We start from the raw sequence: 15,749 nt of genomic DNA on the forward strand, positions 1-15,749 counted from the left end.
TCACCTCTCCCCGGCCAGCCGCGCGGCCGCGACCGCCGCCTGGCCGTAGCTGATGCCGCCGTCCCCGACCGGGACCTGACCGCCGACCAGCACGCGCAGCCCCTGCGCGTGCAGCCGGCGCTTCACCTCGGTCAGCAGCCGCCGGTTGACGAAGCAGCCACCACCCAGGCACACCGTACGCGGGGCACCTTCGGCGACGGCCCGCGCCACGAGATCGGCGGTGGCGATCGCGAGCGTCGAATGGAAGGCCGCCGCCAGCAGGCCCACAGGCTCCCGGTCGTGCTGCCGCTGCAGGAGATCGGCCAGGGTCGGCGCGGAGTCGTACACCCACAGGCCCTGGGCCCGTACGACGCGATGGGCGAGGGGGACGGCATGCTCTTCGCCCGCCGCCGCTTCGAGCCGGACGGCCGCCTCGCCCTCGTAGCTGACCTGGTCGGCGAGGCCGAGCAGCGCGGCCACCGCGTCGAACAACCGTCCCGCGCTGGACGCCCGCGGGCAGTTGACGTCTCTCGCGATCATGGCGCGCACGGTGGCGGCCTCGGCCGGGTCGAGCCGATCGGTGAAGGCTCGTGTGAGCCAGGGATACGGGCGCGGGGAGCCCAGTGCTTCGCAGCCCAGCAGATGGCCGAGGGCCGTACGGGAGGGATGGCGTACCGCCGCGTCGCCGCCGGGCAGGGGCGCCGTGGCGAACCTGCCCACGCGGCGGTAGCCGCATCGATCGGCGACGAGGATCTCGCCGCCCCACAGTGTGCCGTCGTCGCCCAGCCCCAGCCCGTCGTAGGCGACCCCGAGGAACCGGCCCCGCACCCCGTGCTCGGCCGCACAGGCGGCCACGTGCGCATGATGGTGCTGCACCGGGATCCGGCGCAGCGGCTGTTCCATGGCCCACTGTGTGGAGAGATAGCCGGGGTGCAGGTCGTGAGCGAGGACGGCGGGCTCGATGCCGGTGAGCTCCTTGAGGTGCGCATACGACGCCGTGAACGCGTCGTACGTCGGCAGATCGGCCAGGTCTCCGGTGTGCGGCCCGATGTGGGCCCTGCCGTCGGCGGCCAGGGTGAACGTGTGCTTCAACTGGGCGCCGGCCCCGGCCACCGGCTGCCGGACAGCCAGCGGCAGCGGGGCGGGAGCGAGCCCGCGCGCCCGGCGGACGGTGATCCGGGTCCGCCCGGTGAACTGCACCACGGAGTCGTCGTACCGGGAGCGGATGGGCCGGTCATGGGTGAGGAAGCCATCCGCCACGCCGACCAGGGCGGCCCGGGCCTTCTCGTCGTCGATGGCGATCGGCTCGTCACTGAGGTTGCCGCTGGTGACCACGAGCGGACGGGCCAGCGAGTCGAGGAGGAGGTGGTGCAGGCCGGTGGTGGGCAGGAACAGTCCGACCCGGGGCAGGCCGGGGTGGACTTCGGGAGCGAGCGGAGCCGTTCGACCCCGCCCCCGGCGCCTGCTGAGCAGCACCACGGGACGCTCCGGAGCAGCCAGCGCCTGGCGTTCGCCGGCACTGATCTGCGCCAGCCGCGCGGCGGCCGCGATGTCCCGGACCATCACCGCGAACGGTTTCGCCCCGCGCCGCTTACGGCGCCGCAGCTCCGCCACGACCACCGGATCGCCCGCATCGCACACCAGTTGATAGCCGCCCAGCCCCTTCAGCGCGACGATCCCGCCCTCGTCGACCGACTTCACCGCCGCCCGCAGCGCTTCTTCGCCGCGCAGCTTCTCCCAGGCCAGCGTTGGTCCGCACAGCGGGCAGGCGACGGGTTCGGCGTGGAAGCGCCGGTCGCCGGGGTCGGCGTACTCGGCGGCGCATGCGGTGCACAGCGGGAAGCGGCGCATGGTCGTGCGGATCCGGTCGTACGGCAGGCTCTCGATGATCGTGGCGCGGGGGCCGCAGTCCGTGCAGTTGATGAACGGGTAGCGGTAGCGGCGGTCGCGTGGGTCGCGCAGTTCGCTGAGGCACGCGTCGCAGATCGCCGCGTCGGGCGGGATCTCGCGGGGTGCCGCGTCGGAGTCGCCGGGGGCGCTGAGCCGTACCTGGAACCCGGTGTCGTGCATCGCCTGGCGTGCACTGTCTGTCAACTGGACGCGGCGCACCCGCGCGAGGGCCGGGGCGTCGGTGCTCAGCCGGGCGGCGAACTGCTCGATGGCCCGCGTCGGTCCGGCGACCTCGCCCTCCACATGCCCGTTGACGTTGGCCACCCAGCCGTCCAGGCCGAGCGCGGCCGCGGTGCGGTAGACGAAGGGCCGGAAGCCGACCCCCTGGACGATGCCCTCGACGTGGAAGCGGCGCACGGTCATGCCGGCCTCCCTGCTGCCGTGCCCCGGTGGCGTGCGATCTCGTCCTCGACAGCCTTCACGAGGGGTTCCACCGCGCCTGCGACGGCGGGGGACAGACCGGTGCCCAGCTCGCTCTCGGCGCCCTCGACGGCGTACACGACCAGCCGCTCGGGCAGCAGGCCCAGCACCCGGGCCAGCTCGACGGCCTCACCCAGCCCCAGCCCGTGGGAACTCGTGGTCGCGGGTTGTGCGAGGAGCCCGGCGTCGAGTTCGATGCGATGCACCCGGCCGGGCGTGCCCGGGTGGGCGTGGGCCGCGTCGACGACGACCGCGAGGCGGGCGCCCTCCCACAGCCCGATCAGCCGCCCCGGTTCGCCGTCGCAGGTCGCGAGGCCGACGTCCGGCGGCAACGGCCGGTCCTCGGCCCGCTCGCGCAGCCGGGCGAGCACGGCCCAGCCCACACCGTCGTCGCGCCGGAACTCGTTCCCGACGCCGATGACGGTGATCCGACCGCGGCTTTGCATGCCCCCACGGTGGGCCGCGACCGCTGGGCGCCGCATGGGCCGAACGACCCCGGTCATGGGGCCGACCCTCCCCGGCGGTCGCCCGCCCTGCCGGGGCCGAGAACCCGTCGCGCGCTATCCCGGCACGACCGCGACCGGGCAACTGGCGTGCTGCAGCAGCGCCAGCGCCGTACGGCCCGACCGGCGGCCGACCACCACCAGACCGGAGTTCGCGCCGGCATGGGCGAGCGCCACCTCCGGGGCGAGCAGGACGACATCCTCCAGCACGTCCACCTCCGGATACTTGCCGCACCACGGACGCAACGCGTCCGACAGCCGCTGCACCTCGTCGTCCTCCCAGGTGGCTCGGTCCTCCTCCAGCGCGGGGAAGGGCCGCTCCGCCGCCTGCGCGGGCAGCGTCCAGACATGAACGGCGTGCAGCCGCGCGCCGCGCAACCGGGCCGCCTCGAACGCGAGGCCGACGGCACCGTCAGCCGGGTTGCGGGCGTCGATCCCGAGCGTCACGGCGTCGGCGCGGCCGGGCGGCCTCTCGCCGGAGAGGCTGCCGGGGACCAGCACCACCGGCCGCTCGCAGGCCCGGGCCAGAGCCGTGGCGGTCGAGCCCACGGGGACCCTGGGATGACTGCCCTCGCCGCGCAGACCGAGCACGAGTAGCTCCGCGTCCCCGGCCACCGTGCGCAGGGCCGCCACCGGATCCCCGGTGAGGTTCAGGCCCTGGGCCCGCAGAGCCGGATGCCGGTCGGCGAGCTCGGCGACCACGCGGTCCGCCACCGCCTCGGGACGGTACGGCCACTGCTCGGCCGGATCCGGACCGTCCGGCGGCGACACATGCACCACCCGCAGAGGCAGTCCACGCGACAGCGCCTCGCGCGCGGCCCAGTCGGCCGCCGCACGGCTGCGTGCCGACCGGTCGACGCCGGTGATGATCACTCGTTCCATGATGTGCCGCCTTCCGCCGGAGGGGCACCCGGCACCCGGGCACCCCCAGCGTCGCCGCGGAGCCGGTCCGTACGCAGGGGCCGAACGGACCTGGATCGGAGCCCTGGCGGCCCATACCCGGCGGTGAGCCGCAGGACGACGCTGGCACCGAGGAGCAGACCGACCGCAGGAGGTGCGCGCCATGCTTCCGCCCGTCATGGCAGGAGTCGACGGATCCGCCGAGAGCCTTGCCGCCGCCGACTGGGCCGCCCGCGAGGCGATGCGCCGGGATCGGCCGCTGCGGCTGGTGCACGTCTGGAGCTGGCAGCCCCGCCAGGGGGCAGGTACGTCGGCCACGGCAGCCCAGCGGTATCTGGCCCGGCGCGCCCTGCGCCAGGCGGAGGACCGCGTCCGGCGTGTGTGCCCCGGCGTCAAACTCGACGACGAGCAGATCGAGGGACCGGCCACCGCCGCCCTGCTGCGCGCCGCCGAGCAGGCCGAGCTGCTGGTACTGGGATCACGAGGCCTCAGTGGCTTCACCGGGTTCCTGGTCGGGTCCGTCGCCCTGGGCGTGGTGGCACGGGCCGCCCGCCCGGTCGTCCTCGTCCGTGCGGGCGAGGAGGCGTCCGACGAGCATCTCCCGGCCGACGACGGCAGCCTGTCCACCCACACCGGCTACCGGGACGTCGTCCTGGGCATCGACCTCGACGACCCCTGCGACGACGTGATCGAGTTCGCCTTCGAGGCGGCCCGGCTGCGCGGCGCGCGCCTGCATGTCGTGCACGCATGGCAGGCGCAGTCCCCGATCGGGCTCGGCCCGGGCGATATCGGTCTGGCCGAGGGCCCCGCGCAGGCGGATGAATGGCTCGGCTTCCTGACAGCCGTCCTGAAGGTGTGGCGGGACAAATACCCCGAGGTCGAGGTCGCCGAGACGGTGACCGAAGGCCGCGCCCAGTCGGTGCTGGTCCGAGCCTCGACCGGGGCGAGCCTGGTCGTGGTCGGCCGCCGTATGACCGAGCGCCCGACCGGCCCCCGCACCGGGCCCGTCACCCATGCCGCCATCCATCACATCGGCTGCCCCGTGGCCGTCGTCCCCCACGAGTGAGAGGCCAGAGCCCTGATGAGTGCACCCACCAAGTACGTGTACGAATTCGCCGAGGGCAGCCGTGACATGGCCGCACTCCTCGGCGGCAAGGGAGCCGGCCTCGCCGAGATGACCCGGCTCGGGCTGCCCGTCCCTCCTGGCTTCACCGTCACCACCGAGGCCTGCAAGGTCTACCTCGCCACGGGCGAGGAACCGGACGAACTCGGCGTCGAGGCGGCCCAGGCGCTGGCCCGCCTGGAGCGGGCCATGGGCCGTACCCTCGGTGCGCCCGACGACCCCCTGCTGGTGTCCGTGCGCTCCGGCGCCCGCTTCTCCATGCCGGGCATGATGGAGACCATCCTCGACATCGGCCTCAACGATCAGTCTGTCACCGGGCTCGCCAAGGCCTCCGGGCAGGAGCGCTTCGCCTGGGACTCCTACCGCAGGCTGATCGAGATGTTCGGCCGTACCGTGATGGGTGTCGACGGCGACCTGTTCGAGCAGGCCATCACGGCCCACAGGACGCAGCGTGCGGTCGCCACCGACCACGACCTCGACACCGGTGAACTCGGCGCGCTCACCGAGGAGTTCAAGGCGATCATCCGTAAGCAGACCGGCGAGGACTTCCCCCAGGACCCCACAGAACAACTGGCCCGCGCCATCCGCGCGGTGTTCGACTCCTGGAACGGCGAACGCGCCCGCATCCACCGCCACCGCGAACACATCCCCGACGACCTCGGCACCGCCGTCAACGTCCAGGCGATGGTCTTCGGCAACCTCGGCCCCGACTCCGGCACCGGCGTCGCCTTCACCCGCGACCCCGCCACCGGCGAGAGCGGCATGTACGGCGACTACCTGCCCGACGCGCAGGGAGAGGACGTCGTCTCGGGCGTCCGCGACGCGCTGCCGCTGAGCGAACTCAAGATCCTCGAGCCGCGAACGTACATCGAACTCGGCGACCACCTGCGCGCCCTGGAGGCCCACTACCGCGACCTGTGTGACGTCGAGTTCACGGTCGAGCGGGGCAAGCTGTGGATTTTGCAGACCCGCGTCGGCAAGCGCACTGCCGAGGCCGCCTTCCAATCGCCCACGACCTCGGTGCGGACGGCACGATCAGCGCCGACGAGGCCCTGGTGCGCGTCGGCGGCGCCGAACTGACCCGGCTGATGTTCCCCCGCTTCGACACCACGCCGGCCGACGTGCCCCTCGCCCATGGCGTGCCCGCCTCGCCCGGTGCGGCGGTCGGTGTCGCCGTCTTCGACTCCGCCGAGGCCGTACGGCGCGCCGCGGCCGGAGAGCGCACGGTCCTGGTCCGTCGGGAGACCACCCCCGACGACCTGCCCGGCATGATCTCCGCGGAGGCGGTCCTGACCAGCCGGGGCGGCAAGACCAGCCACGCAGCCGTGGTGGCGCGCGGCATGGGCAAGGTGTGCGTGTGCGGCGCCGAGGCCCTCACCGTCGACCCGGGCGCCCGGCGCTTCACCACCGAGTCCGGCGTCGTCGTGCACGAGGGCGACACCCTCTCCGTCGACGGCACCGCCGGCACCGTCCACCTCGGCGCGCTTCCGCTCACCGCGTCCGACGTCGGCCGCGCCTTGGAGACAGGCAGCGGCACCGGACCGCTCACCGAAGCCGTCCTGGGGACGCTGGCCCAGGCGGACTCCGTACGCCGCCTTGAGGTGCGGGCCAACGCCGACACCCCCCAGGACGCCGCACACGCGCGTGCCCTCGGCGCCCAGGGCATCGGCCTGTGCCGCACCGAGCACATGTTCCTCGGCGAGCGCAGGGCGCTGGTCGAGGCGATGATCCTGGCCCGCGACGACAGCGCCCGCGAGGAGGCCCTGGACGCTTTGCTGCCGCTGCAACGCGAGGACTTCATCGGCATCCTGACGGCGATGGACGGACTGCCGGTGACGATCCGGCTGCTGGACCCGCCGCTGCACGAATTCCTGCCGGACCGCACCGAACTCGCCGTCCGCCTCGCCTCTGCGGCGAACCCGGACCCGCACGACCGCGACCTCCTGCGCGCCGTCGAGCGCATGCAGGAGCAGAACCCGATGCTCGGCCTGCGCGGCGTGCGCCTGGGCCTCGCCGTGCCCGGCCTGATGGCCATGCAGGTACGGGCCGTCGCCGAAGCGGTGACGGCCCGCCTGAGCGCCGGCGGCCGGCCGCATGCCGAGATCATGATCCCGCTGGTCGGCACGGTCGAGGAGCTACGCCTGGCCCGCGCCGAAGCCGAACGAGTCCTCGCCGAGGTCGCGGCCGAGGCCGGCACGACCCTCGACTGCCCGATCGGCACGATGATCGAGCTGCCCCGCGCCGCCCTCACCGCCGGACGCATCGCCGAAGCCGCCGACTTCTTCTCCTTCGGCACCAACGACCTCACCCAGACCACCTGGGGCCTGTCCCGGGACGACGCCGAGGCCTCCTTCTTCCCCCTCTATCTGGAGAAGGGAGTCTTCGCAGTGTCGCCGTTCGAGTCGATCGACCGGGAAGGCGTCCACAAGGCCGGACTGGACTACGTCTCCTGCTCGCCGTTCCGCATTCCGGCGGCCCGACTCGAGGCGGGCCGGGCGGCCGTCACCGACCGCACCGGGACCAGCGACACCAGGTGAGGCGCACGGGCGAATGCCCCGGCAGCGGCGCATTGGGGTGGGCAGCAGGACCGAGTCGGCGCGTGGGAGACCGGCCCGGCCGCGCCGGAGATCCGGCGGGGTCGTTGCTGGGCTGGGCGACGACGACCAAACAGAAGGTGATCGGCAACCTCCACATGACGACCGCTATCGGCTTCTTCCTCCTCAGCGGCGTCCTCACCTTGTTGTGCGGGCGGAACTCGCCTGCCCCGGAGTGCAGTCGTAACCGCTACCAGACACATCACCCGGCGAGGTGGCTCGGCGCATCCCTGAACCTACGCCCTGCGCATCAATTTTGGCCTGATTGGCATGCCTGGGCGTAGCAGGCAGCGATCGCCTCCGTGGGGCACGATCGTTTGTCGTGCTGATGGACGGGGGGCGTATGGAAACGGATTCACTCAGATCCGGGGACGCGCGGGCAGGCTGGGCACCATCGCTGCTGAAGGTGCCGGCGGTGCCACGGCAAACGGCGGGTGGCAACAGACAACCCGGCAACGGACAGGGCTTCCAACTGCACTTGGAGGCGCGGCCGTTAGCCGATGGCCGCACGGCGGTCGAGTTGCAGTGGGACCCACGCGCCGTGGCCGCGGCCTGCGTCCGTCGCTTGCGCGACGTGCTGGTGACCGATGCGGAACGCATGGCGAGTGCGACAGCGAAGTTGTCTACCGGAAGGCGCCAGAGCAGAACGTGAAGCCCGTTGGCAAGCGGCCATGGCATCTACGCGTCGACCGGGATCGAGCGCTCCGCCGCGCCCAGCACGACGGAGCGTACGCAGGACAACACCCGGTACCGGTAGACGTCACCGCGGACGACTTGGACCAGGGAGTGGTCGGCGAGTTGGGCCAGCATCTGGACGATGTCCAGAGGTGAGGAAGGGGCAGGAGAAGCGGAAGAAGCGGGAGAGGGAAACCTCTCGATGTCCCGCAACGAGAACTCGCCGCGGATGGACGCGAGGCGGCCAAGGAACGAGCGAAGGGTGGGGTCCAGCAGTTCGAGGCTCCATTCCACGCTCCTGACGACGTCCCGCTGGTGCGGCAGCAGCGAGCCGTCCATGGACCTCAGCACCTCCAGCTTCGCGTCGTTCCCCAGCAGAGCCAGCAGATCGTCGAGGGAGACGGAGCGCAGCCGCTCCGCGGCGATCTCAAGGGAACGCGGTATGCCGTCGAGCAGTCGGCACAGCCTTTGCACCTGGGCTGGATCCATGGTGTCGGCCAGACTGGGGAACGAGGTGCTCGTGCGCTGCAGGACCAACTCAACGGCCGGCGGCAGCCCGTCTCGCGCACGGGGAGAATCCGTGCGCAACGGTGTGACCTCCCAAGTGCAAGCGGCGTCCATCGCGAGGCGGAGTCTGGAGGTGATGATCAGCCGCATCCCGGGATGATCGGCGAGGAGGCGCCGGCTCAGCCGGGTGACCGATGTGGCAACGTGCTCGGCGTTGTCGAGAACAACCAGGTGGGAGGGGTGCAGACGCTCCTTCGTGACCGCGGCCGAGACCCGTTCGTAGCTCTGCTGCGGGTCGCCGCCCTCGGCGGGTAAGAAACCCAGGTCGATCACCGACACACCCTTGACCGGCCCGTCCGTCGCGGACTCGGCCAGCGCCATGGCCAGCCTGGTCTTTCCCACCCCACCCGGTCCCACGAGGACGACCGAGCGCCGCTCACGGATCACCCCGGAAAGGAATCGGAGGTCCTCGTCCCGGCCCACGAGTGGGTTCTGTGGAGATTTCGCACCGTGCCAGGGCACTGTCAATTCGGCATGCGCTTGTTGCTTCATCAGGAATGCCTGTCTGCCCTCCGGGTCGAGAACCGAGGACAGGAGGCGCAGGGAGGCCCGTCGCGGATGGCTCACCTTTCCGGTTTCCAGATTTCTGATGGTGCGTACACTGACGCCGGAAAGCTCCGAGAGTTCCTCTTGCGTCCAACCGCGACGCTGGCGCAGATTCAACAGCATCTCATGCAGCAAGGAATACGTCCTCGTTCAATAAACCGCTTCGTCGATCTGGCCTGTTGGCACGAGGCGGATGTGCGTTGTGTTCAGAGCGGAAGGCGCTACTCGCGTAGGCGCAGGTCTAAGAAGCAGTCATACGCGTACGCCACCTCCCCCGGCCCCTTGGCTCCCCGGTAGTCAGCCCGGCTGCATGAGCATCGTCTGCCGAGATTAAGAGTGCCTTCGCAAATTAAGCAAGCCCTTTCTCTTGCCCCTGGTAAAAATCTCCGAAAGCAACCAAGTCGGACCAAAAGGTGGAAAAGGCGCAGTTACTGATTTGTGGCCCAGGGCCTCACCAGGTGTGCGGCAAACTCGCAGGGTTCGGTTTTTACCAAAAATTGAGAAATCCTCGATGCGGGGTGGTGGTGGCGTTGACAAGCGCTTTCTGGTCGGATTAGATATCGCGGACCGTCAATTCCGCAAAGCGTTTCCGTCAATGGAAATGGAAAAGAGGCGAAAGTGGACAAAATAACGATTCGCTTCGAAGGTGAGCGCGAAGCGATCGCACCCCTTACATGGGCACAGCGGAGGACTTACCGAGGATCTCGCTTCAAGCACCGACCGTTTGTGTGTGTCCAATCCGTTCCACCAGGGAAAAGCCTCCGTGAAGTCGGTGACGCTGCCAAATGGGCATTCGAGGAGTTTGAGTCCCTGCGAACGGTGTTTCCATTGGGTGCCGGTGGCGAGCCCTTTCAAAAGGTTGAAAAAGTCGGATCGGCGGAGATCTTCATAATTCCGGCCGGAGAATCCACCGTAGAGGCTGATATTAAAAGTGCAATACACCGCCTCCAGGGAGAACGCTTTGATGTTACGGCCGAGTTCGGGGCGTTATTCGCCATAGTGACGTGCGTCGACGTTCCAACGCACCTTATTTGTCTGGTTTCCCACCTCTCAGTGGATGGTCATGGTCGCGGGGCGCTGGGAGCGGCGCTCGACAGCCACCTTTCCGGGCAGTACGACCGGCCATCAACGCCGCTGATGCAGCCGGTGGACCGAGCGCAGCTGGAGCAATCGACGAAGTGGCAAGAAAGGAGTGACCGCTCCCTCGAATACTGGAAGTCGGTTCTGGAGAAGCTGCCGCAAGACGCCAGTCGGTCAGCAGTAATGGATTCTGACGCACTGGGGGCTGCTGTTTCAGTTATCTCAAAGAAGTATGCAATGGGTACACCCGCTGTCTACCTGGCCGCTCTTTCGGTGGTCGCCGGCGCACTCATCGGGCGGGACAAGTCCTCCTTTCTGTTGCCGGCTTCCAATCGTTTGAACCTGGAAGAGCGTTCGTTCGTCGGGGAGCTTGTGCAATTTGCCCCTGGGGTACTGGAATCGCTTGACAGGCCTTTCGAGGCGATAATTAATGATGCTTGGAGAGCAAGCGCCAAGGGCTACAGGTTCAGTCGCTACGACGAGCAGGCTCTTCAGCTGATGCTCACAGACCTCGACGAAGGCAGGGAGTACAAAAGAGCTTTCGACTTTTCATTCAATGACGTGAGGAATTCCACGGAAGGGGAGGCGTATCGCGGAGTGGTAGAAAAAATTCGCGACCTCACGAAACGGACGAAAATAGAATTGCGCGAAAAGGTGCCTCAAGGTGGAGCTCGTTTCCTGTCGTTCACCCTCTGGGGTGAAGGCAGCCAAACGCTCTCGATCGCTGTTCACGACTCGTACTTCCCGGAGCTTCCTGTCGGGCGCATTTTGCTGGCAATTGAGGCTCTAGCGGTCGGGGTAGCCCTGGGGGATGCAGAGGCGCTTAATCACCCCCTGCGATTCGCGAGAGAGTGCCTGACATGAGGAGGTCGGCTTGGTCCGGGTGTGAGCTTGTCTGCGCAGGATTTTCGACGGTGGAGGAAATGCCGGTATGGCAACGCAGCGTACTCGTACCCATAGCGTGAACCGGCCCGCGAGCGATCAGCCCTCCTTCCTGCTCGATGCGGCCGCAGAGTTGTTCCTGGCCGCCGGCTTCGACAAGACCTCCATGAACGAGATCGCCGCTCGGGCCGGTGTCTCGAAGACCACGGTCCATGCCTACTTCCGTGACAAGCTCGAACTGTTTCACGCGGTGATCCGGCGGGGCGCGTCCAAGATGAACTTCAGATTCGACCAAGCGCTGCTCGACTCGGCCCACGATACCGAGGAAAAACTCTCCCGGGTCGCTCTGATTCTCCTGGAATCCATGACCGAGCCCGAGAGCCTGGCCTTTCTGCGGATCCTGGTCATGGAGCGCGACCGCATACCAGAGCCGTTACGGGCGGTGCACGAATTCGACGGCCACAACGTCATCAATGTTGTAGCCGCTGTCCTCAGCGAGGATGCCGCCGAGCATGGCTACTCCGTGCCAGAACTGAACACTTGTGCTGCGTTGTTCACTCGAACCGCAGTGGCCGGCATTCAATTGTCCGCACTTCTCGACCCTGGCTTCCGCCGCGACCGCACACTTCTCCAGGCCAACGCCGACTGGATCACTGCAGTCTTCCTGCGCGGCATCCGCCCACGGGACGGCGCCGACAGTCAAACCTTGCCGTCAATCACCTGATTTAACACCAGTTATCCGACAGGCCGGAGTGTCAGTGGAGAAGTTTGTAATGATGGGGCGAGAGTCGATGACCGAAGAATCATCGGCCAGTCCGGGATGGGTTCGGCGCCTGTCGGCTCACATGCTCCGGCACCGCAAGGAAATAGTGCTCACACTGCTCGGCGCCCTACTCGGCAGTACCTGCATGATCACCACGCCCCTGGTCGTGCGGCAGATCATCGACGGCGTCATACTCACCCAGGGATCGGCGCTGTGGCCGTGGCTGGTCCTGGTCCTGGTGCTCGGCGCCGCCACGGTCGGCTTCGAATTTCTCCGCCGTCTGTCCGGTGCTCGCCTTGCCCTTGAAGTCGAGTGCGACCTTCGCAATGGCATGCACGACCGCCTTCAGTCCATGGACGCGGAGAACCTCAACCGCATGCCGACGGGCCAACTTGTCGGGCGAGCCAATTCCGACACCACCCTGGTCCAGGGACTGCTCAACTACTTCCCGTTCCTGAGCAGCGACGCCCTGCGGGTAGTGCTGGCGGTCGGGGTGATGCTCTTCCTGTCCCCACTGCTGGCCATCGTCAGTATCGCCATAGTGCCAACGGTGCTCGTGCTCTCCTACCGGATGCGCTGGAAGGTGTTCCCCGCCACCTGGGACGCCCAGCAGCGCGTGGGCGACGTCGTCCAGATCGTCGACGAGGACCTCAACGGCGTGCGGGTCGTCAAGGCTTTCGGCCAGGAGCAGCAGGAACTCAAGCGAGTCGCCGAGGCCTCGCGGGCCCTCTACGGTTCGCAGATGCGCCTGGTGCGACTGCAGGCGCGCTACCAGCCGGTCCTGCAGGCTGTTCCGGTCTTCGGGCAGGTCGCCATCCTGGCCTTCGGCGGCTGGATGGTGTTACGCCACGAGATCACGCTGGGCACGTTCCTGGCCTTCTCCACCTACGTCGCCCAACTCGTTCCCCCCGCCGGCCGCTTGGCCCGCTTTCCTCTCGTCGCGCAGCAAGCCAGGGCCGGCGTCGAGCGCATCTTCCAGCTCATCGACATGCGCCCTGCCATCGCCGACGCGCCTGACGCGACAGAACTGCCGGCTCTCCGCGGCGATATCACCTTCTCCGGTGTTCATTTCTCCTATGCGGAAGGTGCCGAGGTGCTGCGCGGCCTCGACCTGCACATCCCGGCCGGGTCACGCGTCGCCATCGTGGGCCCGAGCGGGAGCGGCAAGTCGACCGCGATAGCGCTGGTTTCGCGCATCTATGACCCGCAGCAGGGTGCCGTGCTCGTGGACGGCCACAACGTACGGGACGTGACTCTGCACTCCCTGCGCAGCCAGGTCGGCGTGGCGTTCGAGGAGAGCTTCCTGTTCTCCGAGTCGGTTCGGGACAACATCGCCTACGGATGCCCGGACGCCAGCGACGCCGACATCGAGCAGGCGGCACGCGCCGCGGGTGCGCACGACTTCATCATGGACCTGCCCCGCGGCTACGACACCGCGGTGGGAGAGCGGGGACTGAGCCTGTCCGGCGGGCAGCGTCAGCGGGTGGCCCTGGCCCGGGCGCTGCTGTACGACCCCCGGGTCCTGATCCTCGACGACGCGACCAGCGCGGTGGACGCCTCCACCGAGGAGGCCATCCACGACGCCCTGCGCGAGGTGATGGCCGGACGGACCACCATCCTGATCGCGCACCGCCGCTCGACCCTGCATCTCGCGGACCGGGTCGTCGTCATCGACCACGGCCAGGTCGTCGATACCGGCGCCCACGACGAGCTGATGGAGCGCAGCGCCCTCTACCGGACACTGCTCAGCGGGGAGCCCGACGCGGAAGCGGCCGGCGGCGTTGTCGAGACCTTGGCATCCCTTTCCGGCACCGGCACGACCGCCACGGCGTCGAACGAGAAGCGTCAGCCCGGCCAGGGCGACGGCGGCCGTGGCCGGCGAAGCGACGCGGCGTCAGCTCCCGAACCACTCGGCCGTGGGGCGGCACTCAAGCCGGTGCGCGACATTCCGGCCATCGACCTGGAGACCGAGTCACGCCGGGACCCCTCGTTCGGGCTGGGCCGGTTCCTGTCGGAATTCCGCCGCCCGCTCCTGCTCGGCCTGCTCCTGGTCGTCCTCGACGCGCTCGCCTCGCTGGCCGGCCCCTATCTGATCAAGAACGGCATCAACAGCGGCGTGACGGCCGGATCGGAGGTCGCCCTCTTCACCGCATCGGGCATCTACCTGACGGTGGCCCTGGTCGGCATGATTGTTCAGATCGGCGGCACGTTCGTGGCCGGTAAGACCGCCCAGCGCATCATGCTGTCCCTGCGGATCCGGATCTGGGCCCAGTTGCAACGGCTGTCCCTCGACTACTACGAGAGCGAGATGGCCGGACGGATCATGACTCGGATGACCACCGACGTCAATCAGTTCGAGTCGCTGATCGACAGCGGCATGCTCTCCGCGATCGTCTCACTGGTCACTTTCGCCGGCGTGGGTATAGCGCTGTTCGTACTCAACCCCGAACTGGCAGCTCTCGTGCTCACCCTCGTCGTCCCGCTCGCCATCGCGACCGTGCTGTACCGACGGCGCGGCAGCATTCTCTACGGCCGGGCCAGGGAACGTATCGCCATCGTCAACGCCGACTTCCAGGAGAGCCTGTCCGGGATACGCGAAGCCCAGGCCTTCGTCCACGAAGAGGCCGCCAAAGCCCAGTACCGCCGGTTCGGCCGCGACCACATCGTCTCCCGAATGTCAGCCCAGCGGCTGATGCTGGCCTATTTCCTGTTCGTGCAGTTCCTTCCGGACGCCGCCGTCGCCATCATCCTGGGCGTGGGAGCCGGGATGGTCACGTCCGGGCATCTGACCGCGGGCGCTCTGATCGCGTTCATCCTCTACATCGACCTGTTCTTCTCACCCCTCCAACAGTTCTCGCAGGTCTTCGACTCATGGCAGCAGACCCGCGTCTCGGGGAACCGCATCGCCGACCTCATGAAGACCGACACCCTCACCCCCAACCCCGAGGATCCTAAGGAAGCGGGTCACCTGTCGGGTGAGGTGGTCATCGACGACGTGCACTTCTCCTACCCGGCCGTGGCGCACGCCGACGCCCTGGCGGTCAGGCCACCCGAGGCGCTGCGCGGCATCAGTCTGCGTATCGCCTCCGGTGAGACGGTCGCGCTCGTCGGCGAAACAGGCGCGGGCAAGTCGACCATCATGAAGCTGGTGGCACGGTTCTACGATCCGGGTGAGGGTGCCATCCGCGTCGACGGCCACGATCTCCGCGCGCTCGACCTGCCGTCGTACCGGCGCCGGCTCGGCTACGTGCCGCAGGAAGCGTTCCTGTTCACCGGATCGGTCCGCGACAACATCGCCTACGGCCGGCCCGGCGCCGGCGACGCCGAGGTCGAGGCGGCGGCGTGGGCGGTCGGCGCCCACGACTTCATCGCCGGTCTGCCCGGCGGCTATCTGCACGAGCTGGCCGAACGTGGCCGGTCCCTGTCGGCCGGGCAGCGTCAGCTCATCGCGCTGGCCAGAGCCGAACTGGTCGACCCCGTCCTGCTCTTGCTGGACGAGGCCACCTCCAACCTCGACCTCGCCACCGAGGCCCGGGTCGCGGCGGCGATGCGGCGCGTCTCGCACGGCCGGACCACGATCGTGATCGCGCACCGCCTGCAGACGGCCCGGACCGCGGACCGTGTCGTCGTGCTCGACGGCGGCCGGATCATCGAGGCGGGGACGCACGAGGAGTTGCTCGCCGAGGGCGGGAAGTACGCCTCGATGTGGGAGGCGTTCGAAACGGCAGGCCACGCCGGAGCGCGCACCGTGCTCGAAACGTAGGCCC

At 68.8% G+C, this 15,749-nt stretch carries 8 protein-coding genes and 2 pseudogenes; 5 read left to right on the forward strand and 5 right to left on the reverse strand.

The window, feature by feature from the left end; all coding sequences use genetic code 11:
• From hypF to PBV52_RS47975, 3 genes are all read right to left on the reverse strand, one after another.
• A complete protein-coding gene (gene hypF, locus PBV52_RS47965) occupies window positions 1-2,292 on the reverse strand; it encodes a carbamoyltransferase HypF (protein WP_274248259.1) in 2,292 nt (763 codons plus the stop codon).
• Complete coding sequence (locus tag PBV52_RS47970) at window positions 2,289-2,795, reverse strand: hydrogenase maturation protease (RefSeq protein ID WP_274248261.1); 507 nt, start codon at window positions 2,793-2,795, stop codon at window positions 2,289-2,291. Before PBV52_RS47970 ends, hypF begins: the two co-directional genes overlap by 4 nt.
• Window positions 2,796-2,909: 114 nt before the next feature.
• Complete coding sequence (locus PBV52_RS47975) at window positions 2,910-3,734, reverse strand: universal stress protein (protein ID WP_274248263.1); 825 nt, start codon at window positions 3,732-3,734, stop codon at window positions 2,910-2,912.
• 181 nt (window positions 3,735-3,915) lie between these two features.
• Between PBV52_RS47975 and PBV52_RS47980 the strand changes: the two genes are divergently transcribed.
• Window positions 3,916-4,818, forward strand: a complete 903-nt coding sequence (locus tag PBV52_RS47980; protein WP_274248265.1) for a universal stress protein — start codon at window positions 3,916-3,918, stop codon at window positions 4,816-4,818.
• A gap of 15 nt (window positions 4,819-4,833) precedes the next feature.
• Window positions 4,834-7,412: pseudogene (gene ppdK / locus PBV52_RS47985) on the forward strand (pyruvate, phosphate dikinase).
• A gap of 735 nt (window positions 7,413-8,147) precedes the next feature.
• Here ppdK and PBV52_RS47990 read toward each other — a convergent pair.
• Both PBV52_RS47990 and PBV52_RS51965 read right to left on the reverse strand, forming a co-directional pair.
• Window positions 8,148-9,053 carry a hypothetical protein gene (locus tag PBV52_RS47990; protein WP_274248267.1) on the reverse strand — a complete coding sequence of 302 codons (906 nt, stop codon included), beginning with the start codon at window positions 9,051-9,053 and terminating at the stop codon, window positions 8,148-8,150.
• A gap of 186 nt (window positions 9,054-9,239) precedes the next feature.
• Window positions 9,240-9,380: pseudogene (locus PBV52_RS51965) on the reverse strand (helix-turn-helix transcriptional regulator); the annotation flags it as partial.
• 495 nt (window positions 9,381-9,875) lie between these two features.
• Between PBV52_RS51965 and PBV52_RS47995 the strand changes: the two are divergent.
• From PBV52_RS47995 to PBV52_RS48005, 3 genes are all read left to right on the forward strand, one after another.
• On the forward strand, window positions 9,876-11,201 hold the full coding sequence (locus tag PBV52_RS47995) for a condensation domain-containing protein (protein WP_274248269.1): 1,326 nt from the start codon (window positions 9,876-9,878) through the stop codon (window positions 11,199-11,201).
• A 67-nt stretch (window positions 11,202-11,268) separates the two neighbouring features.
• Entirely contained in the window at window positions 11,269-11,943 is a 675-nt protein-coding gene (locus PBV52_RS48000; RefSeq protein ID WP_274248271.1) for a TetR/AcrR family transcriptional regulator, read from the forward strand.
• A gap of 121 nt (window positions 11,944-12,064) precedes the next feature.
• Entirely contained in the window at window positions 12,065-15,745 is a 3,681-nt protein-coding gene (locus tag PBV52_RS48005) for an ABC transporter ATP-binding protein (RefSeq protein WP_306801480.1), read from the forward strand.
• The last annotated feature ends 4 nt before the right edge of the window (window positions 15,746-15,749 follow it).

This window comes from Streptomyces sp. T12 (assembly GCF_028736035.1).
Lineage (GTDB): Bacteria > Actinomycetota > Actinomycetes > Streptomycetales > Streptomycetaceae > Streptomyces.

Coding starts and splice junctions, on each gene's coding strand:
- hypF (WP_274248259.1), bottom strand. CDS start 2,292: ATGACCGTGCGCCGCTTCCACGTCGAGGGCATCGTCCAGGGGGTCGGC.
- PBV52_RS47970 (WP_274248261.1), bottom strand. CDS start 2,795: ATGCAAAGCCGCGGTCGGATCACCGTCATCGGCGTCGGGAACGAGTTC.
- PBV52_RS47980 (WP_274248265.1), top strand. CDS start 3,916: ATGCTTCCGCCCGTCATGGCAGGAGTCGACGGATCCGCCGAGAGCCTT.
- PBV52_RS48000 (WP_274248271.1), top strand. CDS start 11,269: ATGGCAACGCAGCGTACTCGTACCCATAGCGTGAACCGGCCCGCGAGC.
- PBV52_RS47975 (WP_274248263.1), bottom strand. CDS start 3,734: ATGGAACGAGTGATCATCACCGGCGTCGACCGGTCGGCACGCAGCCGT.
- PBV52_RS48005 (WP_306801480.1), top strand. CDS start 12,065: ATGCTCCGGCACCGCAAGGAAATAGTGCTCACACTGCTCGGCGCCCTA.